Genomic DNA, 20,676 nt, shown 5'->3' with positions numbered 1-20,676 from the left:
TAGTCGGTGAGCTAGACGGAGCCAACGCCGCCAACCCCTAGAAACCTGCCATTCGTTATCGGAACGGGCTTGGGCAAGGCGAGGCAGGGGACTCTTGACGCGAGGGCCCGCGCAGGCAACACACGCGCCGCCGGGTCGCGCCGGGCAAATTGCTGGACCCTCTTGTCCGGCTCGCCTAAGGACGACGCGAAACCGATGCACGCCTATGCCAATCCGACCCGTTTTCTGGCGATCGCCAAGCCGCTGACGCCGTGGTTGCTCGGCGCCGGGCTGTTGCTCGTGCTCGGCGGTGCGTTCGCCGGGCTGACGATGGTGCCGGGCGATTACAAGCAGGGCGAAACCGCGCGCATTCTTTATGTCCATGTCCCCTCGGCCTGGCTCGGCATGGGCGGCTGGACGTCGCTGGCGGTGGCGGGATTGGTCCAGCTCGTATGGCGCCATCCCTTGTCCGGCATCGCGGCGCGTGCGACCGCGGTGCCGGGGATGCTGTTCACCGCGCTGTGCCTCGCGACCGGATCGATCTGGGGCCGCCCGACCTGGGGGACCTGGTGGGAGTGGGACGGGCGGATGACCTCGATGCTCGTCCTGCTGTTCCTTTACGCGGGCTTCATCGCGCTGACGAGCGGCGATGACGGCCAGCGGCAGGGCGGTTCGCTGTCGCGCGGCGCGGCGATCTATGCGCTCGTCGGCGCGATCAATATTCCGATAATCAACCGCAGCGTCGTGTGGTGGAACAGCCTGCATCAAGGGCCGAGCATCACACTGAGCGGTTCGAGCATCGACGGCGCCTTGTTGTGGCCGCTGGGCTTGACCGTGCTCGGCTTTTCGCTGCTATTCGGGGCGATCGTATTGATGCGGATGCGGCGGATCATCGCCGACAATCGCGTCGCGGCGCGGCTGCGGCGATTGGCCGACGAGGAGGGTTGACGCGTGACGGGGGTGATCAGCGGGGGCGGCCAATGGGCGTTCGTCGCCGCGGCCTATGGGCTCACGGCCGTGCTGACCGGGGCGGTGCTGTGGGCGAGCTGGCGTGGGATGAAAAAGGCCGAGAAGCGCAGCGATGCGCTGCGCAGGGATCGTCGATGAAACCGAAACATCAAAGATTGATTTTGGCTGCCGTGGCACTCGCGGGCATCGGCGGTGCGGGCGTGCTCGCGGCGAGTGCGCTGCGCGACGAGGCGGCCTATTTCCGCACGCCGATCGAAGTGCAGGGCGGCAAGGCCGAAGTCGGCGAGGCGATGCGGCTGGGCGGCATGGTCGCAAAGGGCAGCATCGCGCGGCAGGCCGACGGGTTGACGATCCGCTTCGTCGCGACCGACGGCAAGGCGTCGGTGCCGGTCGAATATAAGGGCATCGTCCCCGACCTGTTCGGCGAGGAGAGCGGCATGGTCGCCGACGGCCGGATGCGCGCCGACGGGGTGTTCGTTGCCGATCGTATCCTCGCGAAGCATGACGAGCGCTATATGCCGCCGCAGATGGGCGAGATGCCGAAGAATATGAAAGCGCCGGCCGCGACATGATCGCCGAACTCGGTCTGGCCCTGTTGTGGATCGCGGCGGCGCTTGCGTGCCTGTCGCTGATCGCGGGAACGCTGTTTCTTCGCGGTGGTTCGAAGGATCTGGCAGCGCTCGTGCGGCCGGCGAGCGTTGCGCAGGGCGGGCTGACGACCGCGGCCTTCGGACTGCTGATCGCGCTGTTCGTGCGGTCCGACATGTCGGTCGAACTCGTCGCGCGCAACAGCAACAGCCTGAAGCCGATGATCTTCAAGATCGCCGGGACGTGGGGCAATCACGAAGGGTCGATGCTGCTGTGGCTGATGATCCTGTCGCTGTCGGGCGGGCTGATCGCGATCTTCGAGAAACGGCTGCGCGAGGATACGCTGATCGCGACGCTGGCGGCGCAGGCGGCGCTGAGCCTCGGCTTCTTTGCGTTCCTGCTCTTTTCGTCGAACCCGTTCAAGCGGCTGCCGGTGGCGCCGCCTGACGGGCAGGGGCTCAACCCGCTGCTGCAGGACATCGGGCTCGCCTTCCACCCACCCACGCTCTACGTCGGCTATGTCGGGCTGTCGGTCGCGTTCAGCTTTGCCGTCGGCGCGCTGATCACGCGCGAGATCGGTCCGGCGTTCGCGCGCGCGATGCGGCCGTGGGTGCTCGGGAGCTGGATTTTCCTGACGCTCGGCATCACTGCGGGCAGCTATTGGGCCTATTATGAGCTCGGCTGGGGCGGCTGGTGGTTCTGGGACCCGGTCGAGAATGTGTCGCTCGTGCCATGGCTCGCGGGCGCGGCGCTGCTCCATTCGGTCGCGGTGACCGCGACGCGCAACGCGCTGCGGGCCTGGACGGTGATGCTCGCCGTGATCGGCTTTTCGATGTCGATGGTCGGCACTTTCATCGTGCGGTCGGGGCTGCTGACGAGCGTTCATAGTTTCGCGGTCGATCCCGAGCGCGGCACCTTCCTGCTCGTGCTGATGGCGATCTATATCGGCGGCGCGCTGACCTTGTTCGCGCTGCGCGCCGGGGCGGTCGCCGAGGGCAAGAAATTCGCGCTGCTGAGCCGCGAGGGCTCGCTCGTCATCAACAATCTGCTGCTCACGACGATCCTCGCGCTCGTGCTCCTGGGAACGCTCTATCCGATCGTCGCCGAGGCGATGGGCGAGAAGATTTCGGTCGGGCCGCCCTATTATAATCGCGTCGCGGGTCCGCTCGCGCTGATTCTCTGCCTCGTCATGGTCGCGGGACCGCTTTTGAGCTGGCGCAAGGATGACGGCAAAAGGCTGTGGTCGCGCCTGCCGCTGGCGATCTTTGCCGGTGCGGCGGTGCTGTTCGCGCTGATCCTGTTCGGCGGCAAGGTCGGGATTCTCCCGCTGCTCGGGATGACCGTCGCGGGCATCGTCGCGGTCGCGAGCCTAGCGCCGTTGTGGGGACGCAACCTGCGCCGCACGCCGCTGCCGACTTGGGGCATGGTCGTCGCGCATTTCGGCGTCGCGGTGTGCCTTGCCGGCATGGGCGCCGAAAGCGCGTTCATCAAGGAGCGGCTGGTCGCGGCGGCGCCGGGCGACGACATAAGGATCGGCGATTTTTCGGTGAAGTTCGTTGGGGTGAAGCCCGTCGCGGGGCCGAACTATACCGCGATCGAGGGGACGCTGGTCGCGACCACCTCGTCGGGGACGAGCTTTACGATGAAGCCCGAAGCGCGCACCTTTCCGGGCCTGATGGGCACCGCGCCGACCGAGACAAACGAAGCGGCGCTGCTGACGCGGCCGGGCGGGCAGCTTTATGCGGTGCTCGGCCAGCCGGTGACGGGCGACGACGGCCGCGCCGACCGCTACCAGATCCGCCTGTGGTGGAAGCCGCTGGTGTGGTGGATATGGCTCGGCGGCGGCTTGATCGCCGTCGGCGCGGCGCTGTCAATGCTCGGCCGCGCGCAGCTTTTGGCAATCTGGCGCGCGCGCCGTGCCCGCAAATTACAGGAACGTTTCGCGCCATGAAGAACCGCTGGGTCCTTTTCGTGCCTTTGGCGATCATGGGGTTGCTGTTCGGCGCCTTCATCTATCGGCTTACTACACCCGCCGAGACGCTGATCCAGTCGCAGTGGATCGACAAGCCGATGCCCTTGTTCGACCTGCCGCCCGCGACCGCTGGGGTCGAGGGGCTGAAGAGCAGCCAGCTTGCCGACGGCAAGCCGCGGCTGGTCAATGTTTTTGCAAGCTGGTGCATCCCGTGCCGCGCCGAGGCGCCGCAGCTCGAGGCGCTGAAGGCCGCGGGGGTGCCGATCGACGGCATCGCGATCCGCGACCGGCCCGAGGATGTCGAGATGTTCCTGCGCGAATATGGCAATCCCTTCGACCGCATCGGCGCCGACATGCAGTCGAGCGTCCAGATCGCGCTCGGGTCGTCGGGCGTGCCCGAAACCTTCCTGATCGACGGCAAGGGCATCATCCGTGAGCAGATCCAGGGCGTGATCCTCGCCGATCAGGTGCCCGAGATCGTTGCGAAGCTGGAGGCGATGAAGTGAGCCTGCGGCTGATCCTGCTCTGTCTGCTCGGCGCGACGACGCTGCCGCTGGCGGCGCAGGACCGCTTGCCGCCGGCGCCCTATGCCTATCAGCAGCTGAACGATCCGGCCAAGGAAGCGCGCGCCAAGGCGTTGATGGAGGAATTGCGCTGCCTCGTCTGTCAGGGGCAGTCGATTGCCGACAGCGATGCACCGCTCGCGGGCGATATGCGGCACGAGGTGCGGAGCAAGATCGCGGCGGGCGAGAGCCCGGACGAGATCAAGGCCTGGCTCGTCGCACGCTATGGCAACTGGGTGAGTTATGACCCGCCGTTCGACGGCGCGACGGCGTTGCTGTGGTTGGGGCCGCTGCTGTTTCTTGCGATCGGCGGATGGCTGGCGTTCGGGCGGTTCCGGCGCGGCAAGGATGATGCGGAGGACAGCGCATGATCTGGCTTTGGGTCCTTCTGGCCGCTGCGCTGACGATCGGCGGTATTTTCTGGCTGGGCCGGCTGCCCGCGGCGGCGCGCCCGCTCGCGGGGGCGGCGGTGATGCTGGGGCTCGCGGGCTATGCGCTGCAGGGGAGCCCGGCGCTGCCGGGCAAGCCCGTCGCGGCGCTCGAGGAGCCCGAAGGCTTTGGCGAGGCGCTGACCGACCAGCGGCAGGGGATGGCCGAACGTTTCGGACCCGCGGCGCAGTGGCTGGGGATGTCCGACGGTTTCGCGCGCACGGGCAAGACCGAACTTGCGGCGAAGACGCTCGAAAAGGGGCTCGAAAAATATCCCGACAATGTCGATCTGTGGGTCGGGCTTGGCAATGCGCTTGCGGCGCATGGCGGCGGAATGATGTCGCCCGCGGCGGCGCTGGCGTTCGACGAGGCGGCGAAGCGCGACCCGTCGCATCCCGCGCCGCCCTTTTTTGCAGGACTCGCGCTCGCGCAGGGCGGCGACCTCAAGGGCGCCGAGGCGGTGTGGAGCGGGCTGCTCGCGCGCAGCCCCGCCGATGCGCCGTGGCGGCGCGATCTCGAAGTGCGGCTGGCGCAGCTCAGGCAGGCGCTGGGGCCGCAGCTTCCTCCTGAAACTTCTGGCGAAACCCCGACCGCTGCCCCGGCGGGGGGCGTCCCAAATTGAAACCTGTTCCAAAAGCGCAGGCTCGTCTAAAGGCGCGCCATGACTGCTGAGTCGCAACAGGCGGCCGAAGGCGCGCAAAGCGCCATCGAGGCTGCCGCCGATACCGGCCATCACGGCCATGGACATCATGGCGATGGCAGGCTGAAGCTGGCCGTCGGCGCGATCGGGGTCGTGTTCGGCGACATCGGCACCAGCCCGCTTTACGCCTTTCGCGAAACCTTTGCGGGACACCACCCGATCGAGGCCGACCGGCTGCACATCTATGGCGTGCTGAGCCTCGTCTTCTGGTCGATGATGCTCGTCGTGACGTTCAAATATGTCATGACGATCATGCGTGCCGACAACAAGGGAGAGGGCGGCAGCCTCGCCTTGCTTGCATTGATCAGCCGTTCGTCCGGCGAGAAGCGCTGGACGTGGCCGATCATCCTGCTCGGCGTCTTTGCTACCGCGCTTTTCTATGGCGACAGCATGATCACGCCGGCGATGTCGGTGCTCTCGGCGACCGAGGGCTTGAGCTACGTCAACAAGGGGTTCGAGCCCTATATCGTGCCGATCGCGCTCGCGATCCTGATCGGCCTGTTCGCGATCCAGTCGCGCGGGACGGCGAAGGTCGGGATGCTGTTCGGGCCGATCATGCTCGCCTATTTCACGATGCTCGCGATCCTCGGGCTCATCCATATCGTCGATCATCCGGGGATCATCCTCGAAACGCTGAACCCAGTGAACGCGCTGCGTTTCTTCTACGTCGATGGTTTCACGGCCTTTATCGCATTGGGCGCGGTCGTGCTCGCGGTGACGGGAGCCGAGGCGCTCTATGCCGACATGGGGCATTTCGGGCGCGGGCCGATCGGATTGAGCTGGCTGACCTTCGTCCTGCCCGCGCTGATGCTCAACTATATGGGGCAGGGCGCGATGGTGCTTGAGGCGGAGATGGGGCCGCGCGGCGACCTGATCGCCGATCCCTTTTTCCAGATGATGCCCGATGCGTGGCAGATTCCTGTCGTCATCCTCGCGATCCTCGCGACGATCATTGCGAGCCAGGCAGTGATTTCGGGTGCCTTTTCGCTGACGCAGCAGGCGATCCAATTGGGCTTCATGCCGCGGCTGCGCGTCGAACATACCAGCGCCTCGGCCGCGGGGCAGATCTACATCCCGATGGTTAATTGGGGGCTGATGGTGATGGTAACCCTGCTCGTCCTCGGCTTTGGATCGTCGAGCAACCTCGCCGCCGCCTATGGCATCGCGGTGACCGGCGCGATGTTCATCGATACCTGCCTGATGAGCGTCGTGCTCTTCACCTTGTGGAGGTGGCCGGCGTGGAAGGCGCTGCCGATCCTCGCTATCTTCTTCATCGTCGACATCGCCTATTTCGGCGCGAATCTGGTCAAGGTGCCCGACGGCGGCTGGGTGCCGCTGGCGATCGGCCTGACGATCTTCACCATGCTCACCACCTGGTCGCGCGGGCGCAAGCTGATGCAGCAGGAAATGGCCGAGGGCGCAATGCCGATCCCGGTGTTCGTGAAATCGGCGGCGAACAGTGCGACGCGCGTTCCCGGGACCGCGGTGTTCATGACGTCGAGCAGCGATGGGGTGCCGCACGCGCTGCTCCACAATCTGAAGCACAACAAGGTGCTGCATGAGCGGATCATCCTGCTGACGATCAAGATCGCCGATGTCCCCTATGTGCGCGAGGAAAATAAGTGCGCGCTCGACGATCTGGGGCAGGGGTTCCACCGGCTGATCCTGAACTACGGCTTCATGCAGCCGATCGACGTGCCCGACGCGCTCAAACGCGTGACGAGTTGCGGCGGCGAGTTCAAGATGCTCGAAACGAGCTTTTTCCTGTCGCGCCAGACCTTGATCGCGGCGAGCAAGCCGGGAATGCCGATCTGGCGCGAAAAGCTGTTCGCCTGGATGCTCCGCAACTCGGAAAGCGCGATGGAATATTTCCGTCTGCCCACGAACCGGGTCGTCGAGCTGGGCAGCCAGGTCGCGATCTGACGCCGGCGGAGCATGGACCGTCCGATTAACTTTCCGACATGCGTCGATAAGCATTTGAACATTCGGATCGGTCTTGCGATGCAATCGGCGAACCCATGAAGGGCGCGCCACAGATGGATGTCGATGACCGCGATGCGTTGATCCTGCCGGTTCCGCCGGAACCCTTCGCACTGATTCTCGGCCCCGCGATGCGCGGCGCATCGGACGACGCGATCGAAACATCGCTTCGGCATATGGGGTTGCAGCCCGAGCGGGTTCGCGATGTCGGCGCCGATCTCGATGCGCGGATCGCCGCACCCTGTTTTCGCTTGGCATTCGGGACGATATCGATCCTCGCCGGCCCTGCCGCCAGCGCGGCGCTCGATCTGGCCGATCCCGATCATCCGTCGACGAGCCTGCTCGCCGCCAGCCTGCCGCGCGGATGGCGCGAGAGCGGGGACTGCTGGATTTTTGTTCCTGAAAACGATCGTGGCGCATCGCCGTCGCAGACGACGCGAATGCGCGAATTCTTCAAGATGATGGTGCTGTTGATCGACCTGTTCGATGCCGGCCATCTCTTCTGGTCGCCCGCGCGACTCTGGTCCGATGCGCCGCAGTTCCGTGCCTCGATCGCCGAAATGCTGGTTAGCGGGATGCCGCCCGTGCTGCACCTGGTCGCGTTCCGGCGCCAGGATTTGGGGAGCGGCGCAAGCATCAGAACGCGCGGGCTGGCGCTTTTCGCCGGACAGGAACTGGAGGCGCGCATACCGGGGGGCTGGACGGTCGCCGAAATGGTACGGCGGCTGTCGCGGCTCGCGCTCGATATGATGCTCAACGGCCCAGTTCGGACCGCGCGGACGATGCGAGGGCTGGATGCGGGCGAGTGGATCGACCTGTTGCCGCCGATGGACGGGGCGAGCCAAAGATCGACCGTGATCGTCGAATTCGGTCACGACGGTTGATCGGGCGCGGCTGGCATGGGGCGCCGCCGCCGCTATCCGGATTTCAACGTCATCACCTGATCCCGATTGCCCTGCTGCGACGACCGCAAATGGTGGTGATGTTCGATCATCTCCGCGACGAGGGGTTCGCGCTTCAGAATTTCGCGGGCAACGGGCTGGTGCTGCCGGCGTGCGAGCCGGCGGCGCTGCGATCGGGTCATGCCCTGCATCGGGGGCCGCATCGCGGTTACAGCGACGTCGTTACCGCGCGGGTCGAAGGGATCAGGGCGCATTTTGCGTTGCAGGCGCCGGCCGACATCCGCGCTGCGCGTCGTACCGCCGTTATGCGTCTGAGGTTGCTGCAGGAGACGACGCGGCGGGCGTTGACCGACAGACATGGAGCGGGATTCTGGCTCAACCGGCGCGATCCGATGCGGCTGTTCATCGATCGCCCCTATCTGGACGAAGCGATCGACCGGTTATTCGGGGAATAGGCGGCGGCTTGCGACCGGCTGCGGAGGTATAATCCTCCCTGCGGCGAAGCCGTGGGGAGGGGGACCGCCGCAAAGCGGTGGTGGAGGGGCGGCAACGTCGAGCCATAAGCCCCTCCGTCAGCGCTTCGCGCTGCCACCTCCCCATGCCTGCGGCACAGGGAGGATTTTTCTTTCCTCGTCACCCACTAACGAGACACTTGGCTCGTTAGACTTGATCCGGGGTGGATGACGTCAGCGCCGCGGTGGATCCCGGATCAAGTCCGGGATGACGAAGGAGAGGAAACGGAGGTCCGCTAACACCTCAAAGCCGACGCTACCCCTCGAAGCCCGCAAGGAAAGCGGCGACATTCCTGCCGAGGTCGCCGACGGCATAACCGCCCTCCATCACGATCAGCGTCGGAACACCGAGCGCTGCGATACGCGCCGCCAGCTCGACATAATCCGCGCGTTCGAGCGCGAAGCTCGAGATGGGATCGCTGCTGTGCGTATCGGCGCCGAATGACAGCACAAGAAACTTTGCATCCCAGTCCGAGATCGCGGCCAGCGCGGTATCGAGCGCGGGCGCATAGCTCCGTCCGTCGGTGCCGCGGGGCAGGGGAAGGTTGAGCGTCGCGCCTTCGCCCGCGCCTTCGCCGCGTTCGTCGGCATGCCCCCAATAGAAGGGATAGTCGGTGCGCGGGTCGGCGTGGATCGACGCGAAGAAGATATCGGCATCTTCGTAGAAGATGTCCTGCGTCCCGTTGCCGTGGTGATAGTCGATGTCGAGGATCGCGACCGGGCCGAGGCCGCGGTCCTGCGCTGCGCGCGCCGCGATCGCGGCGTTGTTGAGGTAGCAATAGCCGCCCATATAGTCGCGTCCGGCGTGATGGCCGGGCGGGCGGCAGAGCGCGAAGGCGTGTTTTTCGCCGCTCGTCGCGAGATGGTCGAGCGCGGTCAGCGCGCCCTGCGCCGACCAATAGGTCGACTGCCACGTTCCCGCCGCGATCGGCGTGCCGGCGTCATAGCTGTAGGCGCCGAGATCGGCGTCGATGCGCCCGAAACTCAGCGGCCGACGCCGCCTGATCGGAAAGGTGTAGCCGATCGCATCGCCGTGCCGGCCTGCGGCGATCCAGTCGCGATGCGCGCGTTCGAGAAAGGCGAGATAGCCGGCGTCGTGCACGGCGAGCAGCGGGGCCATGCCGAAGTCGCGCACCGCGCGCCAATCGGCGAAGGCTTCGACGATCGAACGTGGCCGCTCGATATTTTCGGCATAGGGCACCCAGTCGCCATTGTGCAATTCGCGTGCCGGTGCATGCGCCATCTGGCGATCGTCGAAGAAAAGCTTCACCTTTTTGCCTGTCCTTCCATCCATGTCGCGAGCATCCGGTCGCTGAGACCGGCGACGATCTCGGCAAAGCCCTCTGCGCTTTCATCCTGGCCGAGCTTGAAGCTGTGTTCGGCCGAGCGGACATGCGCGCGGAAGGCGATGATCTGGGCGAGCATCTTGTCATAACGCGCGCCGAGGCTCGCGGTCGACCAGGCGCCGGCTTCCATCTTGGCGACGAGCCGCTCGATGGCGTCCTTGGTTTCGCCTTCGACAAATTCGATTTCGACCTTGAACCGCAGCACGGCGTAATTCCATGTCGGCGCCCAGTCGGGCTTCGAGAGCAAGGCCGTCGGGACATAGGCTTCGGGGCCGGTGAACAGGATCATCCCGCGCGGGTCGGCGCGGAAATCGGCGACAAGCGGGTTGCGCCGTGCGCAATGACCGAACAGCGCCGTCACCATGCCGTTCGCGTCGGTCTCGGCGATCAGCGGCAGCGGGCTTGCGTGAAAGTCGCGCGAGACGAGCCACGCGAGCGGATAGTCGGCGATGAGCCGGCCGACGTCGGCGGCGTCGCGCGGATCGTAGAGCGAGGTCATATCTTCAGCGTATCACGGATCCACGCCGCCTGCTCGTCGAGCGCGCGCTGCGCGAGCGGCGCGATCGACATGGCTTCGAGGAAGCTGTGCGTCGCGCCCTGATAGGTGACGGCGCGCGTCGGGACGCCGGCTTCTTCGAGCTTGCGGGCGAATTCATGGTTGCAGTCCGCGAGGATGTCGCAATCGGCGATCGCCAGAAAAGCGGGGGGCAGGCCGGTGAGGTCGGCGCGCAGCGGCGCGACGAGCGGGTCGACGAGCTGTGCGGGGTCGGCGACATAAGCGGCCCAGAAAGCGTCCATCTCGTCGGCCTCGAGCGAATAATCGCCCGCGCCGAAGCGCGCATAGCTGGGCGTATGTTCGGGCGCGAAGGCGCCATAGTTGAGCAGCATTGCAATCGGCAGCGGGTGCCGGCGCTGGCGTTGCAAAAGGCAGGTCGCGACCGACAGGTTGGCGCCGGCGGAATCGCCGCCGATCAGGACGCGGTCGGCGTCGAGGCCGAGCGCATCGGCCTGCGCAGCGATCCAGCCGAGCGCCGCCGCGCATTCTTCGAGCGCGACGGGGAATTTATTCTCCGGCGACAGGCTGTAATCGATACCGATCACCGCGATTCCCGCGCGCGCTGCATATTCGCGCATCAGCCGGTCGTGCGTGTCGATGCTGAACAGCATCCAGCCGCCGCCGTGGATATAGAGCATGACGGGCAGCTTTTCGTCGGCGACCGGACGGTGGAGGCGCAGGCGAGCGCCCTCGATGTCCATTTCGCGGGTCTCCGCCATGATCGGGCCACCTTCGCGCCACGGCCGGCGCACGCGTTCGGCGACCTCGCGGCGCGTGGCCATGCTCGCCCCCGGGGTCGCGGCATGTTCAGCATAGGCGGCGTTGATCGCATCGACGAAGCGGCGGATGTCGGGGTCGGCCATGTCGTCCTGCATGGCGTTCAAGCCCTTTGACATGATTGGCATATCCTCTCCAAACGATCCTTTGACCGTCTGATAGCTTCTACAGCGCCGCTTCTATCGCACAAACGGGCCAATCACCGCACGGGACAGGCCAGCGGCGGCTGCGCGGCTGGTCAGCGCGGCGTTCGGCCTATATGGCGTATTTGTCCAATATCTGCGAGGATCGGGCCATGAAGCATAGTGTCGATGTCCTGACGACCGGCCGGCCGGTGATGGCGCTGCAGGATGAATATCCCGCGGGTTTCGTCGATCCGATGCACAGCCACGACCATATCCAGATCCTCTATGCCTCGGCGGGGGTGATGTCGGTGCGCACGCCCGAGACGAGCTTCGTGATCCCGCCGCAGCGCGCGGTATGGCTACCCGCGGGCACGCGGCACGAGGTCGCGTGCCGCGGCCCGGTGTCGCTGCGCACGCTCTATCTGCCGTGCGCGGGGCACGAGCATGAGAAGCAATGCCGGGTGTTCGAAGTGTCGAATCTCGTCAAATCCTTGATCCTCGAGGTCGTCGATTTCCCAGCGCTTTACGACGTCGACGGGCGCGAGGGGCGGATCATTACGCTTCTGCTCGACGAGATCGGGCGGATGCCCAATGCGCCCTATCAGGTGTCGATGCCGTCGAACCCGCGGCTGCTGCGTGTCTGCAACGCGATCATCGCCGACCCGTCGGACCCGCGCGACATCGACGACTGGGCGGCGCTCGCGGCGATGGGGCGGCGCACCTTCACGCGCAGCTTCAAGCAGGAAACGGGGATGGGACTTGCCGTTTGGCGGCAGCAGGTGCGGCTGATGGAAGCGCTGTCGTTGCTCGCCGCAGGCGCGTCGATCACACAGGTCACCTACGACGTAGGTTATGACAGCCCCAGCGGCTTTGCCGCGATGTTCCGCCGCGCCTTCGGCGTCCCGCCGAGCCAGTATTTGAAGCATTGACCCGGCGGGCGACTCTAGCCGGCGCGGGTCCAGATCTTGGTGCGGCAGAAAAAGGCGATGCAGCCCTTGAGCTCGAGCTTGCCGTTGGGAAGCAGTTTCAGCCGGCCGTTCGCGGCGCCGTCGCCCGATTCGGGATCGTAGACGGGGCCGCCTTTCCACTCGGTCGGGCCACCGGTGAAGCCATTGAGGACGACGAGACCCTTGAGCTTGCGGTGGCGCAGCTCCGGGTCCGAATTGCGTACGTCACGCAGGTCGGGGTTGGCGCGCAGCCTTTTGGCGTCGACGACCTTGCCGCATAGCGCATTGCCGCAGCGATAGATTTCGACGCGCCCGCCCTCGCTGCCCGTTGCCCACACGCCGGTGATGTCGGCCGCCGCGGCGGGCGTCGCGAAGGCTGCGGCGGCGAGAAGGATCAGCGCCCGCGTCATGCGGCCAGCTCCTTCGCCTTGCCGCCTTCGAGCAGGCGGAGCGCCTCTTCGAGAAGCGGCCGGTCGTCGAGTTCCCACGGATGGAACCCCGGCTTCATATAGGTGAAGACGCCGCGCAGCAGCGCGCGCATCAGCCCGTCGCGGCCGTAGAGCCATGCCAGCAGACCTTTCCATGTCGCCCAATTGTTGCGGCCGTCCTGCGCGAGCAGGTCGGCGGTGTTGCGGAAGATAACATAGTGGAAGCGCATCGTCGTCACGCACATCACCGTGCTGCGCTTCAGCCAGCGGCGCAGCGGGGTCATGCTGCGCGCGGCGTGGAGATAGGTGTCGAAGGCGACCGCCTTGTGCTCGATCTCCTCGATCGCGTGCCAGCGCCACAGCTGCCGCGCCTCGTCGGCCGCGCCGCCCAGATGGACCGGGTTGGCGAGCGCGTCGTGAGCGAGCGTCGCGGTAAAATGTTCGAGCGCGCAGGTCGCGGCGAGTTGCTGGATCGGCGAGCGGCGCTTGACCCAGGCGATCGTCCGCCGTGCGCGCTCCTCGGCCGATGCGATGTCGAAGCCGGCATCTTCGGCCTGGCGGTTGAACACGACATGTTCGCGGCTGTGCATCGATTCCTGATAGAGGAAATCGTCGATCTGGCCGCGCAGCGGCTGGGGCGTGCCCTCGCGATAATGGCGCACCGAGGTCATGAAGAATTTCTCGCCGACCGGGAAGGTCGACGACAGCGCGTTGAAAAAGGCGGTGCGGCCTGGATCGCCGCTGTGCCACCAGCGCGGCGGCGGCGTCTCGCGACCGAATTTGAGGTCGCGCTTTTCGATCCGGATGTCGTCGGGCGTGCGGAGGAGAGTGGGCATCGTGCAACCTTTCTGCAATCAAAGTTACATTAACATCAATGTATATATCACGACATTGGAAGGCCCGCAAGGTGGACGATGAGGGTGACAATCTGCCGCTTTCGGCTAAGGCTTTTGAGGCGAAGGCCGTCGCGGGGCGCGGGGCCGCAAGGAAAATGTGCATGTACAAGCAAGCGCGGCCGCATCAGAAACGGCGCAAGCGTACAGGGGCCGAGGTTCGCGGAGAGGGACTGGCGGCGGCGCGCAGGCTGCTCCTCGATCGCGGGCCCGCCGCGGTGACGCTCGCCAATGTGGGGCAGGCGATCGGCATGTCGCATGCGAATGTGCTCCACCATTTCGGATCGGCGGCGGGGCTCCAGTCGGCGCTGATGGAATCGATGGTGCGCGATCTGACCGACGCGCTCGGCAATGTCGTCGAACTGATGAAGACCGACAGCGCCGCGCCGCGCGCGGTGGCCGACCGCGTGTTCGATGCCTTCGACAAGGGCGGCGCGGGACCGCTCGCGGCATGGATCATCCTGTCGGGCGACGTCGAACATCTCGAACCCGTGCGCGCCGCGGTGCGCGCGCTGGTCGAGGCGATCGTCGGGCAGTCGACCGACGCAGCCGCACCCGACCGGGTGCGCGCGGCGGTGCTGATGATGGCGGTGACGGCTTTCGGCGACGCGGTGATCGGACCGCATGTGCGCGATATGCTCGACCAGCCCGACGACGCGATGCGCGACCTGATCGCCCGCATCCTGCCGCTGTTCCTGATTCCGACAGGAACTCCGCCGGCCGCGGCCTGACCTACGCCGGTTCTACTCGCTTCCCGATAGCAGGATCTGATCGTCGGTCGCCGACACCCGGCGCGCGATGCCGTTCAGTTCCATTGCTTTTACAAAGCCGTCGACGTCGCCGGCCTGGAACACTCCGACAACCTGCTTTTCGGGAATCTTGCCGTCCTTGAAAATGAGCTTGCGCGGCGAGTAGCGGTTCATTTCGGCAACGGCTTCGGACAAGGGGTCGCGCATGAAGATCAGGCGCCCTTCGGTCCAGCTCGTCTCTTTCGCGACGTCGACGCGGCTGAGCGTCCAATTATGGTCGGCGCCGATGATGAGCTGACCGCCGGGCACCATGTCGGTGCCGCTGCCCGACCCGGATTCGGTCTCCTCGACCCGCACTTTCCCCTCGGCTAGCGTGACGACCATGTTGCCATGCTCGAAGCTGACCTCGAAGGCGGTACCGATCGCGCGCACGCTCTTCCCGCCGGCGTTTACGATAAAGGGTCGTGACGGATCGGGAGCCACACGAAAGAAGGCGCGTCCGGCGACCAGGTCGACCCGGCGCTCGCGCGGCATTTCGCGCAGCCGCATTTCGGTTTCGGCGTCGAGCGTGACGATCGAGCCTTCGGGAAGGGTAACGGTTGACGTCTGGCCCACTCCGGTACGGAAATGCTGATCCTGCGTTGCACCGAAGCCCGGAAAACCATCGAGATAGGCCGCCCAGCCGACCGTGAAGACGAGCAGTAGCGAGGCCGCCAGCGCCAGGTGCCGGCGCCAGCCGGGCCGCCGATGTCGCGCTTCGCCATCAAGCGCGGGCGGGGCCAGCATTTCGGCTTCCTGCGGAATCGTTCCGGCGATCAGCCAGGCGCGCTCGACGAGCCGATAGGCGTCGCGATGCGCGTCGGACTGATCGAGCCAGTCGAGGAAGCGCAGCTCGTCGTCGACCGTCATGTCGCCCGACCGTTCGAGGTTGAACCATTGCACCGCCTCGGCGCGGAGCGCGGCACGGGCGAAGGCGCCGTTGCCGCTCACAGGTCGGGCTCCATTTCCTCGACGATGCGCACGAGCGCGCGGTGCATCAGCTCCTTCACCGCCTCCTTGGAAATGCCCATCCGCTGGGCGATGGCCTGATAGGTCAGATTTTCGAACCGGTGATATTGAAAGGCCTCGCGTGCGCGCGGCGGAAGATTCTGGATCGCCTCGAGCACGCGGCGATATTCCTGCTGGCCGATCACGATGCGTTCGGGCGACCGCTGCTCGGCGATTTCGATGCCGTCTTCGAACTCGTCGTGCAGCAGGGTCGCGCGCGCCTTTTGCCGGCGGTGCCGGCTGATCAGCGCGTTGCGCGCGGCGGTGAACAGATAGCGTTCGACATTGTCGATCGGCGCGCTGAGCTGTGCCGATTGCAGGCGCAGGAACACCTCCTGCACCAGATCGTCGACATCGGCATCGTCGGCGCGGCGGCGGAAATAGCGGCGCAATCCCGGGCCATAGGCCGTCATCCATGCGGTCAGATCGCGGTCCTGATGCGGGACGGCCATCGTCAATAATGATCCTGACAAAACAGGCATTGCGAGATGCTCCCAGCCCTACGTGTCATCCCGGCATCATTCCCAAAACGGTCATTGCGGCTCCACTCTGTGCTGGAGTTAACAGGGTAGACGCGGAAAATTCGCAAGAGGGGGGATAAAAAACGCGCCCGCCAACGAATTTTCCTAACGACCCGTTCACCGGCGTAGATATTAACATTGTTGAAAATATTATTCGACCGATCCCCCCATGTCTGAAAATGGGGCGTCTATCCGAATGGCGTCGCATCGAACGCCGGAAGAGCGGGACATGAATCCCGCAGCACAGGGTGAGGGAGAGGGGACATGCGGGTTCGTGCATGCAATTTGCGCAAATTTCTGTTGAGTGGTGCAGCGATCGGCTGCCTGGTGCTGTCGGGCAATACGGCGCTGGCGCGCGAGCATGTCACGAGTTACCGCATTCCGGCGCAATCGCTCGACCGGGCGCTGCGCGACTTTGGCGTGCAAAGCGGCGCGACGATCCTCGTCGATGCGGCGATCGTCAACGGCAAGCGCACCGCGGGCCACAGCAAGCGGTCCGATCCCGAAACGGCGCTGCGCGCGCTCTTGCTCGGCACCGGCCTCGGCTATCGCCGCGACGGCGATGTCTTCGTGGTGACGCGGGAGGGAAACGTAACCCCGCTCGCCGCCGGCAGTGAGATCGAGGACGATACTGAAATCGTTGTCACGGCGCAGAAGCGCGAAGAGAAGATCAGCGACGTGCCGATCGCGATCAGCGCCTTCACACCCAAGGCGCTCGACGACCACAAGATCGAGACCGGTGCCGAACTGGTGCGCGCGGTGCCCAACGTCAATTTCTCCAAAAGCAATTTCAGCGGCTATGACTTCACGATCCGCGGCATCGGGACCAAGGCGATTTCCGCCTCGAACGACCCCGCCGTCGCGGTCAGCTTCAACAACACCCCGCTGATCCGCAACCGCCTGTTCGAAGCTGAATTCTTCGACCTCGAGCGCGTCGAGGTGCTGCGCGGTCCGCAGGGGACGCTCTATGGCCGCAACGCGACCGCGGGCGTGGTCAACGTCATCCCGGCGCTGCCCGACGACAGTTTCGGGGGCGAAGTGAAAGCCGAGGCCGGCAGCTTCGAAACGCGGCGCCTTTCGGGGATGCTCAACGTGCCGATCACCGACACGCTGGCCGTCCGCGTCGCGGGCGCGATGACCAAGCGCGAAGGCTTCGACTACAATACGTTCACGCAGCAACGGATTAACGGCCGCGACCTGTGGTCGACGCGCGCGTCGGTCCAGTGGGAGCCGAGCGACCGGTTCAAGGTCAATGCGATCTGGCAGCATTTCGAGGAAGACGACAACCGCTCGCGCACCGGCAAACAGCTTTGCACCACCGATCCCGGCGTGTCGCAGGTCGGCGATATCGCGGTGCCCGAATTCCTGCAGAGCCGGTTCAGCCAGGGATGCCAGTCGGCGTCGCTCTATGGCGACGCGGCCTTTGGTGCACCCAACGCCAAGGCGCTAGCCTATGTCATGTTTCCACAGATCAACATGAGCATGGGCTATGACCCGACCGCGCCGGGACGCCGCCCGCTTGTCTTTCCGATCGCTCGCAATTTTGATCCCTATGCCGACGTTGTCCAGTCGCGTGATTTGCGGGAGGTCGCGACGAGCTATGACCCAGTGTTCCGCGCCAAGAATGATGTGTTCCAATTCAACATGGAACTCGGACTCGGCGACGATCTGAAACTCGTGTCGCAGACCGCCTATGCTCGCGATCGTTACTATTCGTCGCAAGATTATAACCGCTTCGTCTCGGCGCCGGTTTTCAACGATTCGGTGGGGCTGATTCAGAATCCGACGGGCGCGCCGCGGCCGATCACGGTGCCAGGGCCAACCCCGGGGGGCATCTTCACTGATCCGCAACTGGGGGCGTCGGACCGAATTCTGTCAGCCGATCTCAGCCGGTCGCGCAATCGCCAATGGACGCAGGAACTGCGGCTGCAATCCGCCTACGATGGCCCAATCAATTTCAACATCGGCGCCAATTATCTCGATTTCAAATCGCAGGATGATTATTTCGTCTATAATAACCTGTTCACCTTGATCGCCCAATATAACTTTAATGGCGACAGTGAAGGTGGCGGCGATATAACCCGCAATTGCGGCGAAGGAACGCCGACGGGCCGCGAATGCGTCTGGGTCGATCCCAATCCGATCGGCGAAGGACCCGAGGATGGCCATAATTATTTCCGCAGCAAGAATCCGGTACGGACAGAATCGCAGGCGATATTCGGCGAACTTTATTGGCAGGCGGCCGATGACCTGAAAATCACGCTGGGGCTGCGCTATACGCGCGACAAGAAGATCGCGACGCCGGTGCCCAGCCAGTTGCTGCTCGGCGCGATCGAAAATAACCCCGCCAAGGGTGGCCCGATATCAGGCGGCACGATCAGCCGCGGTTTCCGAGAATTTCCCGAAATCCGGCAGAAATGGAACGCGGTGACCGGACGGTTGGTCGTCGACTGGAAGCCAGACCTGTCCTTCACCGACGACACGCTCCTCTATGCCTCGGGATCGCGCGGTTACAAGGGCGGCGGCGCCAACCCGCCGCGCGCCGATATCGATCAGACGGTGATTCAATATCAGCCGCTTCCCGAAACCTTCAAACCCGAATATGTGACGGCGTTCGAAATCGGGACGAAGAACAGCTTCGACGGCGGCCGGTTCACGCTCAACGCCGCGGCCTTTTTCAACGCCTATCAGGACTATCAGATTTCGCAGATCGTCGACCGCATCTCGCTCAACGAGAATTTCAGTGCCAAGACCTGGGGGCTGGAACTCGAGACGGCATGGCGGCCCTCGCGCAACTTCCGGCTCGACGCCACGCTCGGGCTGCTCGACACGCGGATCGACAAGGGCGCGAAGTCGATCGACGTGATGGACCGCACCCAGGGCAATCCCGACTGGATGCTGCTGCGGCCGTGGCTTCAGGTCCCCTCCAACTGCATCGCGCCCACGGCGCTCGTCGGGCAGATATTGGACTATGATCGGGCGCCCGAGGAACTGAAGCTGCTGATGCTCTCGGCGTTATGCGCCGGGTCCGCGCGCTACGGCACGTTCAATCCGGAGCTTCCCAACGTCAGCCCCGCGTTCCAGTTCAATCGGCTGCTGGGTTTCACCTATAATCCGCTGACCGATGCGCCGAATGGCGGGAAGGGCTTTTATGCCGACCTCGGCGGCAACGAGTTGCCCAATGCACCGCATTATACATTCAACATCGGCGCCCAATATAGCGTCTTCCTCGAAGGCGGCGACTGGGTGCTGACCTTCCGCGGCGACTATTATCGTCAGGGCAAAAGCTATGCGCGGGTTTTCAACACCGAATATGACCGGCTGAAGGCGTGGGACAATGTCAATCTGGCGGTCAATCTCGCGCGCGGCGAAGGCGATTTCGCGCTCCAGCTCTATGTCAAGAATCTGTTCGACAAGGCGCCGATCACCGGCACCTTCACCAACAGCGACGATACCGGGCTTAGCACCAATGTCTTCACGCTCGACCCTCGCATCGTCGGCCTGAACGCTACCGTGCGATTCTAGGAGGAGTATCGACAGGAACTAGCAGGTCGAAACACCTGGCCGAAGGGGCGTCGGGAAGGGGGCGCGGCGCCGGCTCGGAACAAGCGATATTGGAGGGGTGTCGGTTTCTCCGTGCAATCGGACCGCGCGAGTATCACGAACCTCTCCCCTGGGGCCGCCGCTTCTTATGAGACGGCGGCCTCCGTTTTTGGTTACGCGATAGAGGGCGATGCGCCTGAATGCGGTCGGATCACGCCTATCGCTCCATGATCGGCAACGAGGTTAAGGCGTCAGAGCGTCATGCGTTTAATATGACCCATTCGCCCTGAGCTTGTCGAAGGGCCGTTCTTCCTTTCAGCCGTCAAAAAATACGGTGCTTCGACAAGCTCAGCACGAACGGTTGGGTGACGATGCAGATTTGGCGCACGGCGCTCAAGAAGATTGACCGCAGGCGATGGTGAATTTCTTCGAAACCTTATTCGATCTCGCCACCAAAATACTAAAAATACATATAAAAAAAGTCGTATTCCATCCCCCCTCTTTCGTATCGGGTGCGTCATAGGAGTCGGGAGGCATCCCGCCTTTCCAAATCAACATCGACTAGGAAGAGGAAGTGTCATGAACAAATTCACGGCCCTGATGGGAACCGTCGCAGCGCTCGCCATGCCCTTCGCTGCCAATGCGCAATCGTTCAGTGGCAACGCCAACGGCAGCTCCGGCTATGCCGACCTGGAACAGACGCTCAGAGTAACGTGCGATGTTACCTTCGACGGAACGGTCACGTCGAGCACCACCATCGCGATCTCGTCGCCGGACATCGCGATGGGTGATTTCAACTGCATCTTCGTTGTCCCGCAGGGCACCTGGTCGGCCGCCACGGTCCCGGGTGATGCCACCAAGGTCGACATCACCATGGGCGCCAACACGGTCGCCAACGATCCCTGCTATGGCACCGTTCGCGGCGACTGGAACAACAGCACCAAGGTGCTGACGATCACCAACCAGACGCTGCCGCCGATCGATCCGAGCGGCAATATCTGCACGATCCACGATGCAAGCATCTCAATCCCCAACCTGAATCTCTCCTAAGTCCGGTTGGGAGGTGGCCGGGCTGAACCCTCCGTGCCCGGCCACATCAACGATTGCACGGCTCCGCGAAGCGGCGACCGTCGCGTCCCTGTTCGCATAG

Annotated in this window: 21 protein-coding genes; 14 read left to right on the top strand and 7 right to left on the bottom strand. The window is 64.5% G+C overall.

Annotated elements, in window-relative coordinates:
* The first annotated feature begins 195 nt into the window (after positions 1-195).
* The 10 genes from ccmC (at position 196) to E5675_RS13210 (ending at position 8,537) form a co-directional block, all read left to right on the top strand.
* A complete protein-coding gene (ccmC, locus tag E5675_RS13250) occupies positions 196-927 on the top strand; it encodes a heme ABC transporter permease CcmC (protein WP_136176474.1) in 732 nt (243 codons plus the stop codon).
* A gap of 3 nt (positions 928-930) precedes the next feature.
* Positions 931-1,086, top strand: a complete 156-nt coding sequence (locus tag E5675_RS13245; protein ID WP_136174928.1) for a heme exporter protein CcmD — start codon at positions 931-933, stop codon at positions 1,084-1,086.
* Positions 1,083-1,520, top strand: coding sequence for a cytochrome c maturation protein CcmE (gene ccmE, locus E5675_RS13240; RefSeq protein WP_136174927.1), 438 nt, complete (start codon positions 1,083-1,085; stop codon positions 1,518-1,520). The genes E5675_RS13245 and ccmE overlap by 4 nt, the downstream gene beginning before the upstream one ends.
* A complete protein-coding gene (locus E5675_RS13235) occupies positions 1,517-3,487 on the top strand; it encodes a heme lyase CcmF/NrfE family subunit (protein WP_136174926.1) in 1,971 nt (656 codons plus the stop codon). Before ccmE ends, E5675_RS13235 begins: the two co-directional genes overlap by 4 nt.
* Positions 3,484-4,014, top strand: coding sequence for a DsbE family thiol:disulfide interchange protein (locus E5675_RS13230; protein WP_136174925.1), 531 nt, complete (start codon positions 3,484-3,486; stop codon positions 4,012-4,014). Before E5675_RS13235 ends, E5675_RS13230 begins: the two co-directional genes overlap by 4 nt.
* On the top strand, positions 4,011-4,442 hold the full coding sequence (locus E5675_RS13225) for a cytochrome c-type biogenesis protein (protein ID WP_136174924.1): 432 nt from the start codon (positions 4,011-4,013) through the stop codon (positions 4,440-4,442). The genes E5675_RS13230 and E5675_RS13225 overlap by 4 nt, the downstream gene beginning before the upstream one ends.
* Positions 4,439-5,122, top strand: coding sequence for a tetratricopeptide repeat protein (locus E5675_RS13220; RefSeq protein ID WP_247594614.1), 684 nt, complete (start codon positions 4,439-4,441; stop codon positions 5,120-5,122). The genes E5675_RS13225 and E5675_RS13220 overlap by 4 nt, the downstream gene beginning before the upstream one ends.
* 39 nt (positions 5,123-5,161) lie before the next feature.
* Positions 5,162-7,123 carry a potassium transporter Kup gene (locus E5675_RS13215; protein WP_136174923.1) on the top strand — a complete coding sequence of 654 codons (1,962 nt, stop codon included), beginning with the start codon at positions 5,162-5,164 and terminating at the stop codon, positions 7,121-7,123.
* A 113-nt stretch (positions 7,124-7,236) separates the two neighbouring features.
* Positions 7,237-8,064, top strand: a complete 828-nt coding sequence (locus E5675_RS21505; protein ID WP_168707862.1) for a hypothetical protein — start codon at positions 7,237-7,239, stop codon at positions 8,062-8,064.
* A complete protein-coding gene (locus tag E5675_RS13210) occupies positions 8,061-8,537 on the top strand; it encodes an AHH domain-containing protein (RefSeq protein ID WP_168707861.1) in 477 nt (158 codons plus the stop codon). Before E5675_RS21505 ends, E5675_RS13210 begins: the two co-directional genes overlap by 4 nt.
* Positions 8,538-8,850: 313 nt before the next feature.
* On the opposite strand, the gene E5675_RS13205 is transcribed toward E5675_RS13210, so the two are convergent.
* The 3 genes from E5675_RS13205 to E5675_RS13195 are packed head-to-tail and all read right to left on the bottom strand — an operon-like array spanning position 8,851 to position 11,392.
* The gene (locus tag E5675_RS13205) at positions 8,851-9,864 is read right to left on the bottom strand and encodes a histone deacetylase family protein (protein ID WP_136174921.1); all 1,014 of its coding nucleotides are present in this window, start codon (positions 9,862-9,864) and stop codon (positions 8,851-8,853) included.
* Positions 9,861-10,439 (bottom strand): FMN-binding negative transcriptional regulator, encoded by a 579-nt coding sequence (locus E5675_RS13200; RefSeq protein WP_136174920.1) that lies wholly within the window; start codon positions 10,437-10,439, stop codon positions 9,861-9,863. Before E5675_RS13200 ends, E5675_RS13205 begins: the two co-directional genes overlap by 4 nt.
* Positions 10,436-11,392, bottom strand: coding sequence for an alpha/beta hydrolase (locus E5675_RS13195; RefSeq protein ID WP_136174919.1), 957 nt, complete (start codon positions 11,390-11,392; stop codon positions 10,436-10,438). The genes E5675_RS13200 and E5675_RS13195 overlap by 4 nt, the downstream gene beginning before the upstream one ends.
* Before the next feature lie 176 nt (positions 11,393-11,568).
* Here E5675_RS13195 and E5675_RS13190 point away from each other — a divergent pair, with 176 nt between their 5' ends.
* Positions 11,569-12,327, top strand: coding sequence for a helix-turn-helix transcriptional regulator (locus E5675_RS13190; RefSeq protein WP_136174918.1), 759 nt, complete (start codon positions 11,569-11,571; stop codon positions 12,325-12,327).
* Between the two features lie 14 nt (positions 12,328-12,341).
* Here E5675_RS13190 and E5675_RS13185 read toward each other — a convergent pair whose 3' ends face one another.
* Both E5675_RS13185 and E5675_RS13180 read right to left on the bottom strand, forming a co-directional pair.
* Entirely contained in the window at positions 12,342-12,755 is a 414-nt protein-coding gene (locus E5675_RS13185; protein ID WP_136174917.1) for a DUF2147 domain-containing protein, read from the bottom strand.
* Entirely contained in the window at positions 12,752-13,609 is an 858-nt protein-coding gene (locus E5675_RS13180) for a metal-dependent hydrolase (RefSeq protein WP_136174916.1), read from the bottom strand. Before E5675_RS13180 ends, E5675_RS13185 begins: the two co-directional genes overlap by 4 nt.
* Before the next feature lie 161 nt (positions 13,610-13,770).
* Between E5675_RS13180 and E5675_RS13175 the strand changes: the two genes are divergently transcribed.
* Positions 13,771-14,397, top strand: a complete 627-nt coding sequence (locus E5675_RS13175; RefSeq protein ID WP_136174915.1) for a TetR/AcrR family transcriptional regulator — start codon at positions 13,771-13,773, stop codon at positions 14,395-14,397.
* A gap of 12 nt (positions 14,398-14,409) precedes the next feature.
* On the opposite strand, the gene E5675_RS13170 is transcribed toward E5675_RS13175, so the two are convergent.
* Both E5675_RS13170 and E5675_RS13165 read right to left on the bottom strand, forming a co-directional pair.
* Positions 14,410-15,405 carry a FecR domain-containing protein gene (locus tag E5675_RS13170; protein ID WP_136174914.1) on the bottom strand — a complete coding sequence of 332 codons (996 nt, stop codon included), beginning with the start codon at positions 15,403-15,405 and terminating at the stop codon, positions 14,410-14,412.
* Positions 15,402-15,914 (bottom strand): RNA polymerase sigma factor, encoded by a 513-nt coding sequence (locus tag E5675_RS13165; protein WP_168707860.1) that lies wholly within the window; start codon positions 15,912-15,914, stop codon positions 15,402-15,404. Before E5675_RS13165 ends, E5675_RS13170 begins: the two co-directional genes overlap by 4 nt.
* Before the next feature lie 333 nt (positions 15,915-16,247).
* On the opposite strand from E5675_RS13165, the gene E5675_RS13160 reads away from it, so the two are divergent.
* Both E5675_RS13160 and E5675_RS13155 read left to right on the top strand, forming a co-directional pair.
* Complete coding sequence (locus tag E5675_RS13160; protein WP_136174912.1) at positions 16,248-19,508, top strand: TonB-dependent receptor; 3,261 nt, start codon at positions 16,248-16,250, stop codon at positions 19,506-19,508.
* Between the two features lie 597 nt (positions 19,509-20,105).
* A complete protein-coding gene (locus E5675_RS13155; protein WP_136174911.1) occupies positions 20,106-20,576 on the top strand; it encodes a hypothetical protein in 471 nt (156 codons plus the stop codon).
* The last annotated feature ends 100 nt before the right edge of the window (positions 20,577-20,676 follow it).

The organism is Sphingopyxis sp. PAMC25046 (genome assembly GCF_004795895.1).
Taxonomy (GTDB): Bacteria; Pseudomonadota; Alphaproteobacteria; order Sphingomonadales; family Sphingomonadaceae; genus Sphingopyxis.
Note: the sequence above shows the minus strand (reverse complement) of the source record. Positions and strands in the feature narration are given on the sequence as shown.

Coding starts and splice junctions, on each gene's coding strand:
- ccmC (WP_136176474.1), top strand. CDS start 196: ATGCACGCCTATGCCAATCCGACCCGTTTTCTGGCGATCGCCAAGCCG.
- E5675_RS13195 (WP_136174919.1), bottom strand. CDS start 11,392: ATGTCAAAGGGCTTGAACGCCATGCAGGACGACATGGCCGACCCCGAC.
- ccmE (WP_136174927.1), top strand. CDS start 1,083: ATGAAACCGAAACATCAAAGATTGATTTTGGCTGCCGTGGCACTCGCG.
- E5675_RS13220 (WP_247594614.1), top strand. CDS start 4,439: ATGATCTGGCTTTGGGTCCTTCTGGCCGCTGCGCTGACGATCGGCGGT.
- E5675_RS13180 (WP_136174916.1), bottom strand. CDS start 13,609: ATGCCCACTCTCCTCCGCACGCCCGACGACATCCGGATCGAAAAGCGC.
- E5675_RS13160 (WP_136174912.1), top strand. CDS start 16,248: ATGCGGGTTCGTGCATGCAATTTGCGCAAATTTCTGTTGAGTGGTGCA.
- E5675_RS13155 (WP_136174911.1), top strand. CDS start 20,106: ATGAACAAATTCACGGCCCTGATGGGAACCGTCGCAGCGCTCGCCATG.
- E5675_RS13190 (WP_136174918.1), top strand. CDS start 11,569: ATGAAGCATAGTGTCGATGTCCTGACGACCGGCCGGCCGGTGATGGCG.
- E5675_RS13230 (WP_136174925.1), top strand. CDS start 3,484: ATGAAGAACCGCTGGGTCCTTTTCGTGCCTTTGGCGATCATGGGGTTG.
- E5675_RS13185 (WP_136174917.1), bottom strand. CDS start 12,755: ATGACGCGGGCGCTGATCCTTCTCGCCGCCGCAGCCTTCGCGACGCCC.
- E5675_RS13200 (WP_136174920.1), bottom strand. CDS start 10,439: ATGACCTCGCTCTACGATCCGCGCGACGCCGCCGACGTCGGCCGGCTC.
- E5675_RS13215 (WP_136174923.1), top strand. CDS start 5,162: ATGACTGCTGAGTCGCAACAGGCGGCCGAAGGCGCGCAAAGCGCCATC.
- E5675_RS13235 (WP_136174926.1), top strand. CDS start 1,517: ATGATCGCCGAACTCGGTCTGGCCCTGTTGTGGATCGCGGCGGCGCTT.
- E5675_RS21505 (WP_168707862.1), top strand. CDS start 7,237: ATGGATGTCGATGACCGCGATGCGTTGATCCTGCCGGTTCCGCCGGAA.
- E5675_RS13175 (WP_136174915.1), top strand. CDS start 13,771: ATGTACAAGCAAGCGCGGCCGCATCAGAAACGGCGCAAGCGTACAGGG.
- E5675_RS13165 (WP_168707860.1), bottom strand. CDS start 15,914: ATGGCCGTCCCGCATCAGGACCGCGATCTGACCGCATGGATGACGGCC.